Annotated in this window: 18 protein-coding genes and 1 tRNA gene; 10 read left to right on the top strand and 9 right to left on the bottom strand. The window is 56.6% G+C overall.

Annotated elements, in window-relative coordinates:
• Positions 1-258 precede the first annotated feature (258 nt).
• A complete protein-coding gene (locus AC2FJV_RS07025; RefSeq protein ID WP_496708070.1) occupies positions 259-456 on the top strand; it encodes a hypothetical protein in 198 nt (65 codons plus the stop codon).
• Positions 457-1,389: 933 nt separating this feature from the next.
• On the opposite strand, the gene AC2FJV_RS07020 is transcribed toward AC2FJV_RS07025, so the two are convergent.
• From AC2FJV_RS07020 to AC2FJV_RS07010, 3 genes are all read right to left on the bottom strand, one after another.
• Positions 1,390-1,707: a BRO-N domain-containing protein gene (locus tag AC2FJV_RS07020; protein ID WP_496713184.1), complete on the bottom strand. Its 318-nt coding sequence runs from the start codon at positions 1,705-1,707 to the stop codon at positions 1,390-1,392.
• Positions 1,708-1,829: 122 nt separating this feature from the next.
• Positions 1,830-2,027, bottom strand: coding sequence for a hypothetical protein (locus AC2FJV_RS07015; protein WP_496708072.1), 198 nt, complete (start codon positions 2,025-2,027; stop codon positions 1,830-1,832).
• A gap of 243 nt (positions 2,028-2,270) precedes the next feature.
• Positions 2,271-2,936: a recombinase family protein gene (locus tag AC2FJV_RS07010; RefSeq protein WP_496708073.1), complete on the bottom strand. Its 666-nt coding sequence runs from the start codon at positions 2,934-2,936 to the stop codon at positions 2,271-2,273.
• Between the two features lie 207 nt (positions 2,937-3,143).
• On the opposite strand from AC2FJV_RS07010, the gene AC2FJV_RS07005 reads away from it, so the two are divergent.
• Positions 3,144-3,305, top strand: coding sequence for a hypothetical protein (locus AC2FJV_RS07005; protein WP_496708074.1), 162 nt, complete (start codon positions 3,144-3,146; stop codon positions 3,303-3,305).
• 587 nt (positions 3,306-3,892) lie between these two features.
• On the opposite strand, the gene AC2FJV_RS07000 is transcribed toward AC2FJV_RS07005, so the two are convergent.
• The 3 genes from AC2FJV_RS07000 to AC2FJV_RS06990 form a co-directional block, all read right to left on the bottom strand.
• Positions 3,893-5,638 carry a DUF6538 domain-containing protein gene (locus AC2FJV_RS07000; RefSeq protein WP_496708075.1) on the bottom strand — a complete coding sequence of 582 codons (1,746 nt, stop codon included), beginning with the start codon at positions 5,636-5,638 and terminating at the stop codon, positions 3,893-3,895.
• Positions 5,639-5,738: 100 nt separating this feature from the next.
• A tRNA-Ala gene (locus AC2FJV_RS06995) sits at positions 5,739-5,814 on the bottom strand.
• 141 nt (positions 5,815-5,955) lie between these two features.
• Positions 5,956-6,282, bottom strand: coding sequence for a TIGR02300 family protein (locus AC2FJV_RS06990; RefSeq protein ID WP_271950067.1), 327 nt, complete (start codon positions 6,280-6,282; stop codon positions 5,956-5,958).
• 100 nt (positions 6,283-6,382) lie between these two features.
• On the opposite strand from AC2FJV_RS06990, the gene AC2FJV_RS06985 reads away from it, so the two are divergent.
• The 3 genes from AC2FJV_RS06985 to AC2FJV_RS06975 all read left to right on the top strand — a co-directional run bounded on the left by AC2FJV_RS06985 (position 6,383) and on the right by AC2FJV_RS06975 (position 8,998).
• Positions 6,383-7,078 carry a M48 family metallopeptidase gene (locus AC2FJV_RS06985; RefSeq protein WP_496689981.1) on the top strand — a complete coding sequence of 232 codons (696 nt, stop codon included), beginning with the start codon at positions 6,383-6,385 and terminating at the stop codon, positions 7,076-7,078.
• Positions 7,079-7,108: 30 nt separating this feature from the next.
• A complete protein-coding gene (locus AC2FJV_RS06980) occupies positions 7,109-7,756 on the top strand; it encodes a GntR family transcriptional regulator (protein ID WP_271950069.1) in 648 nt (215 codons plus the stop codon).
• A 111-nt stretch (positions 7,757-7,867) separates the two neighbouring features.
• Positions 7,868-8,998 (top strand): lytic murein transglycosylase, encoded by a 1,131-nt coding sequence (locus AC2FJV_RS06975; protein ID WP_496693975.1) that lies wholly within the window; start codon positions 7,868-7,870, stop codon positions 8,996-8,998.
• A gap of 3 nt (positions 8,999-9,001) precedes the next feature.
• Here the strand turns inward: AC2FJV_RS06975 and AC2FJV_RS06970 are convergent, their stop codons facing one another.
• Together AC2FJV_RS06970 and AC2FJV_RS06965 are read right to left on the bottom strand one after the other, a co-directional pair.
• Positions 9,002-9,964 carry an acetyl-CoA carboxylase carboxyltransferase subunit alpha gene (locus AC2FJV_RS06970; protein WP_142637885.1) on the bottom strand — a complete coding sequence of 321 codons (963 nt, stop codon included), beginning with the start codon at positions 9,962-9,964 and terminating at the stop codon, positions 9,002-9,004.
• Positions 9,965-10,110: 146 nt separating this feature from the next.
• Positions 10,111-10,707, bottom strand: coding sequence for a LysE family translocator (locus tag AC2FJV_RS06965; RefSeq protein ID WP_281995537.1), 597 nt, complete (start codon positions 10,705-10,707; stop codon positions 10,111-10,113).
• A gap of 73 nt (positions 10,708-10,780) precedes the next feature.
• On the opposite strand from AC2FJV_RS06965, the gene AC2FJV_RS06960 reads away from it, so the two are divergent.
• On the top strand, positions 10,781-11,233 hold the full coding sequence (locus tag AC2FJV_RS06960; RefSeq protein ID WP_281973130.1) for an Lrp/AsnC family transcriptional regulator: 453 nt from the start codon (positions 10,781-10,783) through the stop codon (positions 11,231-11,233).
• Between the two features lie 117 nt (positions 11,234-11,350).
• Entirely contained in the window at positions 11,351-11,929 is a 579-nt protein-coding gene (locus AC2FJV_RS06955; protein WP_142637891.1) for a PA14 domain-containing protein, read from the top strand.
• 33 nt (positions 11,930-11,962) lie between these two features.
• Here AC2FJV_RS06955 and AC2FJV_RS06950 read toward each other — a convergent pair whose 3' ends face one another.
• Positions 11,963-12,925, bottom strand: a complete 963-nt coding sequence (locus AC2FJV_RS06950) for an L-malyl-CoA/beta-methylmalyl-CoA lyase (protein ID WP_496713182.1) — start codon at positions 12,923-12,925, stop codon at positions 11,963-11,965.
• Between the two features lie 295 nt (positions 12,926-13,220).
• On the opposite strand from AC2FJV_RS06950, the gene dgcN reads away from it, so the two are divergent.
• From dgcN to AC2FJV_RS06935, 3 genes are all read left to right on the top strand, one after another.
• Complete coding sequence (gene dgcN / locus AC2FJV_RS06945) at positions 13,221-14,222, top strand: N-acetyltransferase DgcN (protein WP_271950080.1); 1,002 nt, start codon at positions 13,221-13,223, stop codon at positions 14,220-14,222.
• A gap of 70 nt (positions 14,223-14,292) precedes the next feature.
• Complete coding sequence (dgcA, locus tag AC2FJV_RS06940; RefSeq protein WP_496689979.1) at positions 14,293-15,258, top strand: N-acetyl-D-Glu racemase DgcA; 966 nt, start codon at positions 14,293-14,295, stop codon at positions 15,256-15,258.
• Positions 15,259-15,268: 10 nt separating this feature from the next.
• Positions 15,269-16,129, top strand: a complete 861-nt coding sequence (locus AC2FJV_RS06935) for a D-amino-acid transaminase (protein WP_142637899.1) — start codon at positions 15,269-15,271, stop codon at positions 16,127-16,129.
• Positions 16,130-16,343: the final 214 nt, after the last annotated feature.

Genomic DNA, 16,343 nt, shown 5'->3' with positions numbered 1-16,343 from the left:
TTCGGGCCACTCACCTTTGATCAGTCCGGATGAGCGACGAATTACCTTGTGGTATCTCGAGGGTATCGCTGGGGACCTCGGGAGGACGTGATCGAACAAGCTATCCCCGAGCATGTCCGTCTTCATAGATCGAATGGGAACGGAGACCGGCGGGAACGCATCACCAGAGGCGAGGAGACGCCCGTAGGCGGTCACAATGAATGCGATTAGGTCTCGATCAGATCGACGCAGACCGAGCTTCTCAGCAGCGCGTAAGACGTGCGTGCCGACAATGGCGAAGTCGGCGTAACTCAGGCGGTACTTCGAGTATCGGACATCACCGGTCAACACCTCAGCCTTGCGACCAGGTGGAACACACAGCCCTTGGCGACCCATGAACGTACCGCCAAAGAGATAGACGTTATAGCGATGACCAGTACCGAGGAACTCTCGGGCGAGGACGTAGTGGACGAATGATCTGACAATGGCTGATGCGTTCGGTTCATATCGTCTACCGACCAGCAAGTGATGCAACCGTTCTCTGGCCTTGCCGTGTCGCAGCGCAGCCATTCGATATGCTGGGCGATGATCCCAATCACCGACGCGATGACGTGTACCTCGGGCTAACCGAACGGCCTCGGCGATCTCTGAGGGTGTCGGCTTGGTCTGTTTCATTACCGATCGGGCAATAGCGTTAACCACACCACCGGGCAGGAAGCCTCCGAGAGGCACACCACGGTTCTGAACGACCGTCCGACAGCGGGAACACAGGCCCCAACGCTGAGGTGGACGCTCAGTGTACTCAAAGGCAGGTAGTGGGTTGTCGCAACTAGCAGAGGCACAGACGGTCATGGTGGCCTCGCTAGTTGCTAGTGGTACGTTGGGAATACTTCGGGGGTCTCTGCGATACAGTCACTAAGGAACAGAGCCCCCCATCAACCCGCCCATGTGTCAAGCTCACAAAGACAGCACGGGCGGAGTGAAACGGGTTAAAGGTCTCACTACATCGACCCGTCAGGTAAGACAGGGATGCGCGTGAGACCTGAACCAGCATCGACCAAGGACCAAGATCGATGCGGTATAGGGATTAGGATTGATGGTTGATTATCGGCGGTGGACAGTCACATGAAGTACACTGACCGGGAACCGTGAAGCCTTGAGGTGAACCTGATCGTGTAACTATAGGTATAACTCTTGGTATCTGTTCTCTATGAGGGAGCTGGAATTCCAACCCATTGATTTACAACGATGTGTACCAAGCGTGTCATCGACCGGTGAATGACCATCATCGATCAACAACACAGAGGAGATACCGGGAGTTAACTTAAGGTGAAACCTGATGTGTACACTATAGGTAATAACTTTTCGTTTCTTCTCTGTCTCATAAGTCAGCACTAATTCAAAACCCCCTTATTTCATTGGGCTTCTGGCCCCTCGTTCTATCGTCGGTCGTGGGGGTAACCCTCCATCCTTACGGATCGACGGTAGGACAACCTGAGTGACCCAATTTTGGAACTCACGGGCCTCGAGTTTGTCGGAGCGCATGATGAGCTTGTAGAGACCGCTCTCAGAGATCAGTTTGTTGGGACGCCCGCGTGTTCCACCGTTGAGCCGTAGAAGCCTAACTTCCGCCTGACCTAAGTTAGACGTTGCGTTGGTGACGTTTTTGATGGCGAGGACGTCGAGAACATCCTTGGCGACGAACCACGGGTTCCCGTCGGTTTCCACGACGCGGATGGTGTTGGTATTGAAGTCGAAGTTGGTCAGTTGGGTATTTATTGCGGGGCCTCGGCCAGAAGATCACCAGCCGAGACGTTTTGGGTTCATTCAGAAGTGTGCAGGAATAGCACCTAGACCCGAAGGCCCATCGAGCGGCCAACTGACTTCAAATCGTCGATCTTGTCCTCCAATGCGTAGAACTCATCGTCAGTAAAATCATCAGCCCGCGTCCCCATCATCTCTGCTTGATCTTCCCGCAGTGCCGCTAGGGTTTCGTCCACAGCGAACTTGATAACTGCCTGCTTGTTATCGAAGTGTTTCGTTGTCATTCAGTAGTTCCTTCTATTCCGTGCTTATGGAACCGGGATACGCCCCGCGACTCACCATGTAAAGCATAACTGCAAGCTGTTTTTGCAAGAATTACAATATGTTAACCCTTGCGATATCGTAAGCATATGCGGTCGCATTGAGGGGCCGGATCGCCCTTAGTTTAGGTATTCAATCCACCACGCAGGAAAGGACAAGAACACGGCCAATACACGACGAATTGATCCGTGAAGGTCCCCTGAAATCTAAGAGTTCACCTCCAATCTCTCGATAATCCGCTTCACCTGAGCGGCACTCCAAGAACCACCCCTTGCAGTCGCCACGCCCGCCTTATCAAGCTCTGCAGCGATCTCCCGTAGTGACCTCCCCGCGTCTCGCAGGGGCAACACAAGGCCTCTCAACTTCTCGGCCCTTGCGGCTGCGTTGGCCATCACAACTTTGTTCCGCTTCATCGTGGCATCACGCATACCACCGAGCTTCTGACCTCGAGCCTTAGCGGCCTGCAGCGCAGCCTTGGTGCGTTTGGATATGAACTCACGTTCCTGTTCCGCCAATGCCGCGTAGACATGCAGTTGGAACTTGTCGGCATGGGGCATTGAGGCGACACGCAGGGACAGCTTCTTGTCGTCCATCAGCGTTGCAATGAAGGATACCTTGCGCGACAGACGGTCCAACTTAGCGACCAGCAACTCGGCCCCTGCTTGCTTCGCTAGGGTGATCGCCTTAGTCAACTCAGGGCGCTCATTGTCTGCCCCGCTCAGGACGTCCGTGAACTCTCCTATGACCTCGAATGGTTCGTCTGAGTAGTTAGCCAGGAACAAGTCTATGTCCCGTGTCTGGGCCTCTAGGCCAAGCCCAGAGCGCCCCTGTTCGGTCGTGGATACTCGTCGATAGGTGACGTACTGCTTCATTGAATGGCCTTCCTCTGATGGCTCAATTCAAGCAGATAGGCGGCTCCGTTGCAATCGTCAAGGAAGGTTGTGAGTGTTACGGATTTGCTAAAACCAATGCGATTTCCGATTTTGGGACATAGAAACGCCAAAGTACCCTGCAACTTTGATACGGCTGAGGGCGTGAGAAGTAGTCAGCTTATGCAGAAGATGAGGAAAACTACCGCAATGGATAATACTGATAAAGCGCAGGCTTGGTTGATGGCGATAGTCGGGCTGGTGTGCCTCTATGCATCCGGACAAATGGGCGCTGGCTACACCGCTCTTGCTAGTGCAGCCTGTGCATGGGGCATTGGATTTAAGTGGGGGCGCAACTATCGCGACATCTGAGGAGGTAACGCCTGAATTTGGCGCGTGGCTAGAGTGAATGGTGTGACCCGGGGCTATCCTGATGCTTTTTCTCGGATATCTCGAGGCCCCACGGGGGGAACGGGGGAAGGATTACGTATTTGTAACCTTCTCAGATTTTCCACTCAAAATGAGACTGCTAGAACCGTTACTCCTGTTTGGCGGCCCAGTTCCCACATTCCACGCGGTAGCTCTCAGGTGCGCTTGACGAACCTTTCCCCTTTTTTACTAAACAGAACCGCATAGCTCCCGTACTCGTGTCTGTCTGTACCAGGCTTCTACCGTTCGCATTGCTGAGGCTTTGGTATCGACTGTTCGACAACTCAAATCCAACTAACACGCCGAATCCTGCAACAAGAATTGCGATACCAATATTCTCTTTCGCCATGATCCCTCACTCTGTTCTTTCCTCGGATAAACGCAGGGCCATCATGGCGCAACCTTTGCGGCACTGAAGTAGCGTTCAACAAGCCTATAGAGTGAAGAGCGCAGTGCCGAAGCCAAGAAGAAGGACAATTCCCTTCGTCACAACCGAACAGACAGCGATTTCCTGAAGGAACCGCGTGGGTTTACTTGATTTGCTCCAAGCTCAAATCCGAGTATTCGACGCACTGGATGGCTTCGATCAGAATTTCCAATCGGTAGACGCCGTCGCCATATCGACCGGCCATACCTTGTTCGGAGTGACCTTGTATCGCGTTCATGATGTGCGGGAGAACTCCACCGTTTCGGCAGGCGTCCTCGAAGTTGTGACGGAATGAGTGGAACGATGTCTTATCCGTCTTCACCCCGATGCGCTCAAGGTATCGACTAAAGAACTTCGAGAACTCTCCCGAGCGGTACCCCGAGGCATCCACTTTAAGCTCAGGAAATAGCTGATGCTCATCCGCATCGCGCTGCTCATCAACAAACTCAAAGAACCCAAGTTCGATAAGCGTCTGGTGAACAGGTATGCGCCGCCGTCCACTGGCTGACTTGACCTTCTGATCCTCTGCTTCGTCTGTGATATCTAGGAACGCAATCCCGTCTTCTTCGCGTACATCCTTGACGGTCAACTGGCAGAGTTCGTTGAGTCTTGCCCCCGTGAACAATCCGAGGAGCGGCAACCAGTACCGTGCGGTTCCACGCATGGAGTGATTCCCGGGTTCCGCGCAGAAACGCTCAGATCGGCATCCAGTGTACAGAGGGCTATTGAACAGCTTGGTCAACTGGTCTGCGCTGAACGGGTCCCGTTGCTCGCGAGCGTTGACCGTTTCCTTGATCGTCAACCCTTTGAACAACCCAGTTCTGATCCCGTCATGGTGCGCCTCTGCCCAATTCCAGAAGGCACCGACCCGGCGTAAGGCTTTGTTCAGCGTAGCACTGCTCATCGGTGGCATACCGGTCTCAGCAGCCTTATCAGCGGCCTCTAGGATCGAGAGGTTTCTGACCTCGGGTTTCTTCTTCCAGTTCGCCGGGAGCTTGAGCAGGACTGCCTTGAAGCGTCTAGCATCGTCCTTGTTGTACCGAGAGAGGGCCTTATCGCCTGCGATCTCCGTGAACGCGGCCATCCAAGCCAAATGATCATCGCGTACCTTGGGTGACCATGCGCCTCGTGACTTCTCGGCTTCCCAACTCGACACCGCCTCCGACAGGAGAGGCCCCTCCGAGCCACCGTCAGTTCCGCTAGGGGTAACGTCGGGGTAGGACGGGGTGACTACCGAGTTGCCAAGGTCTCTTTCCTTGGTCGCCTCATGGGCTTCCACGGATGCCTCTTGGAGCGCTCTGATCAACCTCGGCCAACTTGGGGAACCCTCGGCCAGTTTCAGGTCTATGCCTTCCCACGTGAGGACCTCCTCGGCCTCAGACCGGAAGAACTCATCACGTTTGCCTCGAGCGAGGTTGGCGCGGTTAACCTCATTCATGTCTTGGTTGACCTGTTGCCATTCCTCAAAGGTTGGACGCGGTTCATAGACGATGGGTTCGTCTGGATCGTCTGGGTCCTCGAAACCTTCCAGCCGTACCTCTTCGTCCTCATCCAAGAGGTGATGCAGGTAGGCTTGCTTTGCCCGGGCTATCTGGATGGGGGTGAGTTCTTCCAGAGGCTCTTCCGCATCCTTCTCCTGTTGCCTGCTTAGCGCTCTCCGGTGTTCCTCAAACAGGCGGTCAATGCGGGCTGCTTCGATACGGACCCTAACGAGAGCCTCAGCCCTGTTTTTGGTGCGTAGAGAGAAGGTTTCTTCGACTTTACCGTACGAGTCAGCAAGGTCCTTCGGGACGGCTGCACGGTGATAATAGGTTGATCCACGGCGATACAGACGGGGGTGTCCAGGCATCTTCTCAAGAGTCCTCACTGTAACACCTCAATGTAACAGACCCTTGGGAAAACCATTGAAAACCATGAAGTTATTGAGTTCAAAGCATATCATGGGGGTTTGGTGGAGCCTAGGGGAGTCGAACCCCTGACCTCTTGCATGCCATGCAAGCGCTCTCCCAACTGAGCTAAGGCCCCATACAGGAACTGCAGAAGCAGTGGGCGGACGTTTATGAGACAGTGGCGCTAAGCGCAAGTCCAAAAACAGGCGTCGCCGTTAAAATTTTGCAACCAGATTGCAAATGGCGCGAGGCGGCGCGAGGCCGCCTCTGACCGTGATCAGCTATCGTCCTCTGCTGGAATGTCAGTGATGTCGTCCAGCGGAACTTCATCACTGCTGTCATCATCGTCATCCAGCAGATCATCATCCAGATCGACTTCGACATCGTCGTCGTCATCCAGAACCAGTTCTTCCTCAGGCGCGTTTTCGCGCGCCTTGGCCGATGCGGCATCTTCTGCATCTGCTGCGATCATTCGGCTTTTACCGGTTTCGAGTTCCACGATCTCGCCGGTATAAGGGCTAACGATCGGGTCTTTGTTCAGGTCATAAAACCGTTTACCGGTGGTCGGGCAAACGCGCTTTACACCCCATTCTTCCTTGGGCATGTCCAATCCCCTTGATATCAGGTGAGTCGTATCGACGATTCAGGTCAGGTGCCACAAGCAGCGGGCACTGTCAAAGCCTTTGAGCAGGAGAAACAGACCTATGGGAGATCACGCACTGCCAGGATCGCCTCCGGTGCCGCTGACATTGCGCAAATCGGCGCGGGCACGGCGGATCAGTCTGCGTATATCCCAGTTGGACGGGCGTGTTACACTGACCTATCCAAATGGCGTTTCTGAATCCGATGCGTTGAACTTTGCCCGCCAAAAAGAAAGCTGGATTCGGCAGCACCTGAGTGATCGGCCAGACCCCTCGGTGGTTCAATTTGGGCAGCATATTCCTGTTGAGGGCACCCAACGGCGCATTGTCCGGGCAACGGGCCGACGCGTTCTGTTGCAGGCGGATCAGATTTCAGTACCTGAAGGCGCTGAAGCGCGACGTTTGGCGCGCTTTTTGAAAGAACTGGCACGCGACCGGCTGACCGGCGCATGTGATGACTACGCAGCGATGTTGGGTAGGGCTTATGCCAGCATCTCTATTCGGGATACCCGATCGCGCTGGGGATCATGCAGTTCTGAGGGTGGATTGATGTTTTCCTGGCGGCTGATTCTCGCTCCACCAGACGTCCTGCATTATGTTGCCGCACATGAGGTGGCGCATCTGGCCGAGATGAACCATTCCCCAGCCTTTTGGGCCCAGGTCGAGCGGTTATTCGGAGATTACAAAGAACAGCGGCGCTGGCTGCGCGACAACGGGGCGCAGTTGCATCAGTTCAGATTTGACGCGCCTGCGAGTTGACCTGTGCGGTGTTTGTGATCACATAGAGACATGTTGAACACACGCCCCTCGGAAACGCAGACCGCAACGCATGACCGGGTGTACCGGGCCCTGCGATCCCGCATCATGCATGGCGACATCGCCCCCGGTCAGGCACTGACCTTAAGGGGAATTGGGAAAGAGTTTGGTGTCTCGATGACTCCGGCCCGCGAGGCGGTGCGTCGGCTTGCGGCTGAAGGGGCGCTGTTTCTGTCGTCCTCGGGCCGCGTCTCGACGCCCGAGCTGACCAATGACCGGATCGAAGAGCTTGCTGCGCTGCGGGCCTTGCTTGAGGTCGAGCTGGCCAGCCGGGCATTGCCCCGTGCGCATATTGCCCTGATTGACCGATTGCAGAGCATCAACATGACGGTAGCCGAGATGGTCACCAAACGGGATGCCGTTGGATATATTCGCACCAATCTGGAATTTCACCGAACTCTGTATCTGCGGGCGCAGGCCCCGGCGATGCTGGCGATTGCTGAAACCGTATGGTTGCAGCTTGGGCCGACGATGCGCGCGCTTTATGGGCGGCTGCGGCGAACGGAACCACCGCATCACCACAAGCTGATAATTGCGGCGCTAAAGGCCGGGGATGAGCCGGGTCTGCGCCTTGCGGTTCGCTCGGATGTTACACAGGGCCTGCGGATGCTGGTCAGCTAAGCGGCTTGTTGCCGAAGCTGCCGAAATCGCCCGGTTCGGTATCGCTGTTCTGGCCCCGGCGATTTCTCTGCGCTAGGCTGTGAGAAATCACAATAAGAGCAGTTTTCAACCATGATTGATCGACGGTTATTTTCCCTTGGGCTGGGCTCCGGCTTGTTGGTTGCCTGTACGGACAGCGTGCCTTCTCCTTCGGCGCCGGCCGCGCGCATGCAACCGGTTCGGAACGCGGGCTGGGACGCCTGGGTGGCGGGCTTCAAAAGCCGCGCGGCCGCACAGGGGATTTCGCAAAGCACAATTAACCGCGCCTTCCAGGGCGCCGGATATCTGCCCGGAGTGATCGAGCGGGACCGAAATCAGGTCGAGTTCAAGAGGTCGCTTGAAGACTACCTGGCGATTGCAACCTCGGATGAACGGATCGCGACCGGCAAGCAAATGCTGGTGCGTCATGCGGGAACGCTGTCTCAGATCGAGGCGCAGTACGGCGTGGACAAAGAAGTTGTCGTGGCGATTTGGGGGCTGGAAAGCCGCTATGGTGCGCGGCGTGGGGATGTGCCTGTTGTATCGGCCCTGTCGACGCTGGCCTATGACGGTCGGCGCGGGCAGTTCTTTGAGAGCCAACTGATGGCAGCGATGAAGATTCTACAGAACGGCGACACGACGCCTGCCAACATGACAGGCAGTTGGGCCGGTGCCATGGGGCACACGCAGTTCATTCCGACCTCTTATCTGGCCTATGCGGTGGATTTCACCGGCGATGGACGGCGCGATATCTGGTCCGACGATCCAACGGATTCGCTGGCATCAACGGCGGCTTATCTGGCGCGTTCCGGTTGGGTGCGTGGGCAGCCCTGGGGCGGTGAGGCCGGGACGGTATCCGGTACGCCGGTTGCTGTGCTGCAACCCCAGGTGCCAGGGCCCCGCATTGCCGTGTTCCGCAATTTTCAGGTGATCAAACGGTATAATAACTCGGACAGCTATGCGATCGGGGTAGGGCATCTATCAGACCGAATTGCCGGAGGGGCGCCGTTCCAGGCCTCGTTCGGCCCGGATGAGACTGGGCTGACACTTGAGAACCGCAAAGAGTTGCAGCGCCGTTTGACATCCGCGGGCTACGATACGCAAGGGGCGGATGGTGTCATCGGGAATAACACGACATCCGCGATTTCTGCGTACCAGCGGGCCAATGGGCTGCCCGCGACCGGAGAGCCCTCAGTTGCGCTGCTGAGGCAGTTGGGGGGCTGAGGGTTACGCAGCCAGCCCTTTTGAGCCGATGTCGAGGAATTTTTGACGACGATCTCTGATCAGGGCGGCGGAATCCTTGCCGTCCAGATCCTTGAGCATCGCCGTAATCGCATCCCGCACGGAGTCCACGGTCGCAGCGCGATCGCGATGTGCGCCGCCCTTGGGTTCCGAAATGATCCGGTCGCAAACGCCCAGCTTGTGCAGGTCTTGCGCGGTCAGCCGCAACGCTTCGGCTGCTTCGCGCATTTTCTCTGAATCTTTCCAAAGGATCGAGGCGCAGCCTTCGGGTGAAATGACCGAATAGACCGAATGCTCCAGCATCGCGACACGGTTTGCCGTTGCAAAAGCCACCGCACCGCCTGATCCACCTTCGCCGATGATGACCGAGACCAACGGGACGCCGATCTTCAGGCACATTTCGGTCGAGCGGGCAATCGCCTCGGACTGGCCGCGCTCTTCGGCGCCTTTGCCGGGATAGGCGCCAGCCGTGTCGATCAAGGTGATAACCGGCAGTCCAAAGCGTCCTGCCATTTCCATCAGTCGGACAGCCTTGCGATACCCTTCGGGGCGAGCCATGCCGAAATTGCGTTCGATGCGCGATTTGGTGTCGCTGCCCTTTTCGTGGCCGATCACCATAACGGGTTGATCGTTGAACCGCGCCAGACCGCCGATCACGGCCAGGTCGTCAGCAAAATTCCGATCGCCTGCCAGAGGTGTGAATTCGGTGAACAGATCTTCCACGTAGTCTTTGCAATGGGGACGTCCAGGGTGACGAGCGACCTGACATTTTCTCCATGGCGTCAGATCGGCATAGAGTTCGTCCAACAGCTTTTCAGCCTTGGCATCCAGAGCGGCGGCCTCTGCGGCCACATCCATCTCTTCATTGGCGCGCGCCAGCGCACGCAGTTCCTCGGCCTTTCCTTCGATCTCGGCCAAAGGTTTTTCGAATTCCAGATACTGGGTCATGACGCCTCTCAACGCGGAAGTTCCCTGCTATATGGCCTGACGTTGCCCCGGATGCAACTCAGCAAGATTCAAAGGGTTGGTAGGGGTGCCCGTATTCACCCTCAAAAGGGCCTTGATGACCGGTCATTGTCAGCCTGCGAGCGTTCTCAAACGGGCCAAAGCACAGGGTAGAGCGACGCGACCAGCAGCCCCGCCATCACCCAGTTGAACAGCATCAGTCGGTGTGGGTTCGTGAGAATCCGCGCCATCTGCTGCCCGAGTACCGTCCATGTGCTGACCGAGGGCAAATTGATTGCGCCGAAAACAATCGCGACAATGACGATGGCGTTCAGGGAGCGATCGGGGGTGTATACGGTTGTTGCTGTCAGGGCCATGGCCCAGGCTTTTGGATTGACCCATTGGAATGCTGCGGCCTGTAAAAACGTCATCGGTGTCCCCGCAGGTGCGCCCGCTTCGGCTGGGGCCGAATGCGCGATTTTCCATGCCAGATACAGCAGATAGGCCACCGACGCCGCTTTCAACACGGTATAGCTGATTGGATAGGCATCAAACACCTGCACCAGCCCCGTTCCGACCAGAAGGACCATGACTGTAAAGCCCAACCCGATTCCGAACATATGTGGGATTGTGCGTCGAAACCCGAAATTCGCGCCCGAGGCCATCAGCATCAGGTTATTGGGTCCCGGCGTGATCGACGAGACGAAGGCAAAGGTGACGAGGGCAAAAAGCAATTCAGGGTTCATAGCGCAGATAATTGATGGAATCCGCCCAAATGAAATTGCGTTTGCGCTGGTTATTGCGGTAATTCTGCAATTAATGATCAAGTTGGATGATATAAATCGCCATATATTGCGTGAGCTGACACGTGATGGGCGGATAAGCAACCTTGAATTGGCCGATCGGGTCGGGCTGTCAGCCTCGGCCTGTTTGCGCCGTGTTCAGGAATTAGAGCGCGCGGGCGTGATCTCGGGCTATCGTGCTGTATTGAACCCACCTGCGCTGGGCATCGGCTTTGTCGCATATATTGGCGTGGGGCTGGGCGAACATACAAAGGCCGCTCAGGAAGGGTTCGAGCGTGCATTGCAGCGCGCGCCTGAGGTGGTGGAGTGCCATAACATCACCGGCACGATCGAATACCTGTTGCGCGTGGAATGTGCCGATCTGTCGTCTTACAAAACTTTTCACACCGAAGTTCTGGGGACTTTGCCCCATGTCACGTCGATCACGTCCTATGTCGTCATGGGCTCGCCCAAGGATATGCGGGCCTGACATTGGAAAGATGATTCTGTACCGGCTTGCCGGAGTTGGATTCACGTTTTACTGTCTTGCCAAAGATTTGACCAAAAATGGGGACAACCCCAACCGGTCGTATTCAGGGAGAAGACGATGAAACTTGTTCGGACCGGAGCACTGGTCGCAACTTTGGTGATGATTGCGGGTGCATCTTTTGCAGCTCCGTTAAAACTGCAACCTGCCAACCCACAGCCCAGCCCCAAGGCGGGATTGAATGTGAATTACTTTGGCACTGGCAATCAACACAAGAAGATCCGAGATCTGAGCCATGCAAAAAGCATGCTGTCTAAAGCGCAGCCCGGACAACCGTTGCGGGGCTTGGATTACAGGGACACCAGTAAGGGTCAGGACGTCATGACGTTTGACGGCGCTTACAATGTCGCCGCCGAGATTACGGGGTACATGCGGTTCGACTCTGCTGGAATCTACGAGTTGGAAACGTGGTCAAATGACGGGATAGAGGCATTCGTCGGAGGCCAGAACATTGGACAAGTCTCGGGCATTCAGGGCTGCGAGGCCAATCAGCGGACCGAAGTCGATGTGCCCAAAGCCGGGTGGTACGCGCTCAAGATCATCTATTTCCAGAAGCTCGGAACATCCTGTCTGATGATGAAATCTGGTAAAAAGGGCGAAAGGTTCACCTGGACACCCAATGATGTCTTCGGACGGTAAGAAAAAGGCGCCCGGTGAGGCGCCTTTCTACTTTTAGCTATTGGCAGCGATCAATTCGGCCTGGGCCACGATCACCTCGGCCTGTTTGATCGAGGCGATATCGACCAGACGCCCTTTGTAGACCGTCGCACCTTCGCCATTGGCCTTGGCTTGCTCCATGGCGGCCAAGATTTCGCGGGCCTCTGACACCGCCTCGTCCGAGGGGGTGAAGACTTGGTTGGCCAGCGCGATCTGTTTGGGGTGGATTGCCCATTTGCCGACCATGCCCAAAGTGGCAGAACGTTTGGCCTGCGCGATATAGCCTTCGTCATCGCTGAAATCGCCGAACGGTCCATCCACCGGCAGCACGCCATGGGTGCGGCAGGCGGCAACGATGGCGGCCTGCGCCCAGTGCCACGGGTCGGACCAGTGTTTTTCACCTTCGCGCAGCATGTAATAATTTTCCTGCGTGCCGCCGATGCCAGTTGTCTGCATGCCCATCGAGGCCGCAAAGTCGGCGGCCCCAAGGCTCATGGCTTGCATCCGGGGGGACGAGGCAGCGATTTCTTCGACATGGGCGAGGCCAGCTGCGGATTCGATGATGACCTCAAAGCTGATCGGTTTAGTACGGCCTTTTGCGCGTTCGATGGCGGTGACCAACGCGTCCACCGCATAGACATCCGCCGCACAACCGACCTTGGGAATCATGATCTGGTCCAGTCGATCTCCGGCCTGCTCCATCACATCCACGACATCGCGGTACCAGTAAGGCGTATCCAGTCCGTTGATTCGTACGGACATGTATTTGGAGCCCCAATCAAGGGTGCTCAGCGCCTCGATGACATTGGCACGCGCTGTATCCTTGTCAGATGGTGCAACCGAATCCTCAAGGTCAAGATTGATCACATCCGCCGCAGAGGCCGCCATCTTGGGGAACAGCTTGGTGTTCGACCCGGGGCCAAACAACTGACAACGGTTGGGGCGCGCGGGGGCGGCGGGTTGAATGCGAAAGCTCATCTGGACCTCGTGCAGGAAAGGAAATTGCGATTTTGTTGTCTTATGGGGTATTAAATTGCGCAGGTCTCCGCAAGCATGTTTGTGCATCTGCGGCAATGCAGTCGCAGCATTCGCCGCAATGCGCCGTGTCTCTGGTGATTAAAGTTTAATCGCTTTAAAAACTTGAAAAAATTTTGCGCAAGCTGCGATATTTGCGCGAAATTTTCCTGCGGGACCCAGCGATGCTGGGCGAAATCGAGAAACACTCGCCTTGCCCGTCCCATAGCCTGCGCCAGAATCAAAGGAGTGCACCGCAATGATCGAGACACCGTATCTGTTGTTTTTGGGCGATGCGCCCGACCAGCTGGCGGCCAAGGTTGCCGTTGGAATCAAGGACTGGCGTCCGGAAAACGCCGTGGGTCAATACCGGATGGAGGGTTGTAAAGCCGATCTGGGCCTGACCGACATGTCCCTGGCTAAGGCCAAAGAGGCCGGGGCCAAGACTTTGGTCATTGGCGTGGCCAATCGTGGCGGTGTGATCAGTCAGGAATGGAAAAAGGTGCTGGTCATGGCGCTGGAGGAAGGTTTCGACCTGGCCTCGGGCCTGCACAACCTTTTGTGTGATGAACCCGATCTAGTCGCAGTCGCCGAAGCAACAGGCCGCAAGCTGCATGATGTGCGGGTTCCGTCGGTCGACTATCCAATCGCCAACGGCATCAAACGTAAAGGTAAGCGCTGTCTTGCAGTGGGCACCGATTGTTCGGTTGGCAAGATGTACACCGCGATGGCCATGGATGCCGAGATGCGCAAGCGTGGCATGAAGTCGACCTTCCGAGCTACTGGCCAGACTGGCATTCTGATCACCGGTGACGGTGTACCGCTGGACGCGGTGATCGCAGATTTCATGGCGGGATCGGTCGAATGGCTGACACCCGACAATGATGACGACCACTGGGATTTGATCGAAGGGCAAGGGTCACTGTTTCATGTGTCATATTCCGGTGTGACAATGGCGTTGATCCATGGCGGTCAACCGGACGCGTTGATCCTGTCCCATGAACCCACCCGCGAGCATATGCGCGGTCTGCCGACCTATAGTTTGCCATCTTTGCAGGCTCTGCGGGACACGGCGCTGGCGCTGGCCAAGGTTGCCAATCCTGAGTGTCAGGTCATCGGTGTTTCGGTCAACACGCAGCATATGAGCGAAGCAGACGCATCCGCCTATCTGGCACAGGTCGAAGCCGACATGGGGCTGCCCGCGACGGACCCGTTCCGTTTTGGTGCAGGCAAGCTGGTCGACGCGCTGGCAGCAGTATAAAGCGGTCTGGTCCCGCCGGCCCGGATCTAAATTGGAAAATCCGGGCGGCTCAGCCAGGAAAAGGTATGTTATGCAAATTGACGTCTCTCGCGATGTATTCAGGCTGGCTCAGGTCTTTACAATTTCACGTGGGTCACGGACCGAGGCCAAGGTTCTGACTGTACGCATTTCTGACGGCCAGTATCAGGGCTGGGGCGAATGTGTGCCCTATGCGCGTTATGGTGAAACACTGGATTCGGTCGAGGCTGAAATTGCCGGATTGCCCGACAGTTTCGACCGAGTGCAACTGATGGACCTATTGCCTGCGGGCGCTGCACGGAATGCCGTAGATTGTGCGCTGTGGGATCTTGAGGCCAAGCGTGCCGGTAAACGCGTCTGGAATCTGGCTGGGCTGCCTCAGCCGGGCCCCGAAATCACGGCCTATACATTGTCATTGGACACCGCCGAGGCGATGCAGGCGCAGGCGGCTGCGAATGCACATCGCCCGCTTTTAAAGATCAAACTGGGCACGCCGGATGACATGCCCCGACTTGAAGCCGTTCGCGCAGGCGCACCGGATGCGACAATCATCGTGGACGCAAATGAAGGTTGGTCCGCCGCCGTTTACACCGATCTTGCGCCACATCTTGTGCGCCTGGGTGTGGCCTTGGTCGAGCAACCTCTGCCCGCCGGTGACGATGACGCGCTGATCGGGATGGAGCGCCCGGTTCCCGTATGCGCCGACGAATCCTGCCATGATCGTGCCAGCCTGCCCAAACTGAAGGGCAAATATGATGTGATCAACATCAAGCTCGACAAGACCGGAGGTCTGACCGAAGCGCTGGAGCTGCGCAAAGCGGCGATTGCTGAAGGCTATGACATCATGGTCGGCTGTATGGTCGGCAGCTCTTTGGCGATGGCCCCTGCGACATTGCTGGCGCAGGGTGCGATGGTAACGGACCTTGACGGACCACTTCTGTTGGCCGAAGACCGCGACAACCCGCTGACTTTTGATGATGCCGGAGTGTACCCGCCATTGGCGGCGCTCTGGGGCTAAGGAGATTGACATGACCCGCACCGTTTATGTGAATGGCGACTACCTGCCCGAAACCGAAGCCACAGTGTCGATCTTTGATCGTGGCTTCCTGATGGCCGATGCCGTGTATGAGGTGACCAGCGTTCTGGACGGCAAGCTGATCGACTTCGAAGGCCACGCGGTCCGCCTCAAGCGCTCGCTGGACGAATTGCAGATGGCTGAACCCTGCGCGAAGGACGAGCTGCTGGAGATCCACCGCAAGCTGGTCGAGTTGAACGGCATTGAAGAGGGGCTGGTCTATCTCCAGGTCACGCGCGGCAGCGACGGCGACCGAGATTTTGCATTTCCTGCGGCTGATACCAAACCCACACTGGTTTTGTTCACCCAAAACAAGCCGGGTCTGGCAGACAGCCCTGCTGCCCGGAAAGGTGCCAAGGTCATCTCGATCGAGGATATCCGTTGGGGCCGGCGCGACATCAAGACGACACAACTGCTCTATCCCTCGCTGGGCAAGATGATGGCCAAGGCTGCGGGCTGTGATGATGCCTGGATGGTCGAAGGCGGCTATGTGACCGAGGGCACCAGCAACAACGCGTATTTTGTCAAAGGCAACAAGATTGTCACCCGGCCGTTGTCGAGCGACATCCTGCACGGCATCACCCGCAAGGCCGTTCTGCGAATGGCAGCCGAAGCGCAGATGGTTGTCGAAGAACGCCTGTTCACTATCGACGAGGCCAAGGAGGCTGATGAGGCGTTCACCACCTCTGCCAGTGCTTTTGTCATGCCTGTGGTTGAAATTGACGGCACAGCGCTGGGCGACGGCACGCCGGGACCCATAGCCAAACGTCTGCGCGAGATTTATCTGGACGAAAGCCGCAAGGCAGCACTCTAAAGAAATCCCATGCTGGGCGTTTGTGTGGCATGGGGTGGTCGCAACGAATTTGACAACATTTGGTGCCGCGTGCAGATCTTGGTCGGGATGAACGGCGCAAAGAAGGTGCGGCACCAAAATCTCAGAGCGCGCACTGAACACGATAGTTGGTGATCCTGCATCCTGACAGGCCGCTTTGAGAATAGGCATACTCAGCCTGACAATGGGTATTAGT

The organism is Ruegeria sp. CDSA241 (assembly GCF_059611265.1).
This window is presented reverse-complemented; position numbering and strand designations above follow the sequence as displayed.

Coding starts and splice junctions, on each gene's coding strand:
- AC2FJV_RS06955 (WP_142637891.1), top strand. CDS start 11,351: ATGAAACTTGTTCGGACCGGAGCACTGGTCGCAACTTTGGTGATGATT.
- dgcN (WP_271950080.1), top strand. CDS start 13,221: ATGATCGAGACACCGTATCTGTTGTTTTTGGGCGATGCGCCCGACCAG.
- AC2FJV_RS06975 (WP_496693975.1), top strand. CDS start 7,868: ATGATTGATCGACGGTTATTTTCCCTTGGGCTGGGCTCCGGCTTGTTG.
- AC2FJV_RS06960 (WP_281973130.1), top strand. CDS start 10,781: ATGATCAAGTTGGATGATATAAATCGCCATATATTGCGTGAGCTGACA.
- dgcA (WP_496689979.1), top strand. CDS start 14,293: ATGCAAATTGACGTCTCTCGCGATGTATTCAGGCTGGCTCAGGTCTTT.
- AC2FJV_RS06985 (WP_496689981.1), top strand. CDS start 6,383: ATGGGAGATCACGCACTGCCAGGATCGCCTCCGGTGCCGCTGACATTG.
- AC2FJV_RS07015 (WP_496708072.1), bottom strand. CDS start 2,027: ATGACAACGAAACACTTCGATAACAAGCAGGCAGTTATCAAGTTCGCT.
- AC2FJV_RS07005 (WP_496708074.1), top strand. CDS start 3,144: ATGGATAATACTGATAAAGCGCAGGCTTGGTTGATGGCGATAGTCGGG.
- AC2FJV_RS06980 (WP_271950069.1), top strand. CDS start 7,109: ATGTTGAACACACGCCCCTCGGAAACGCAGACCGCAACGCATGACCGG.
- AC2FJV_RS07000 (WP_496708075.1), bottom strand. CDS start 5,638: ATGCCTGGACACCCCCGTCTGTATCGCCGTGGATCAACCTATTATCAC.
- AC2FJV_RS06965 (WP_281995537.1), bottom strand. CDS start 10,707: ATGAACCCTGAATTGCTTTTTGCCCTCGTCACCTTTGCCTTCGTCTCG.
- AC2FJV_RS07010 (WP_496708073.1), bottom strand. CDS start 2,936: ATGAAGCAGTACGTCACCTATCGACGAGTATCCACGACCGAACAGGGG.
- AC2FJV_RS06990 (WP_271950067.1), bottom strand. CDS start 6,282: ATGCCCAAGGAAGAATGGGGTGTAAAGCGCGTTTGCCCGACCACCGGT.
- AC2FJV_RS06950 (WP_496713182.1), bottom strand. CDS start 12,925: ATGAGCTTTCGCATTCAACCCGCCGCCCCCGCGCGCCCCAACCGTTGT.
- AC2FJV_RS06970 (WP_142637885.1), bottom strand. CDS start 9,964: ATGACCCAGTATCTGGAATTCGAAAAACCTTTGGCCGAGATCGAAGGA.
- AC2FJV_RS06935 (WP_142637899.1), top strand. CDS start 15,269: ATGACCCGCACCGTTTATGTGAATGGCGACTACCTGCCCGAAACCGAA.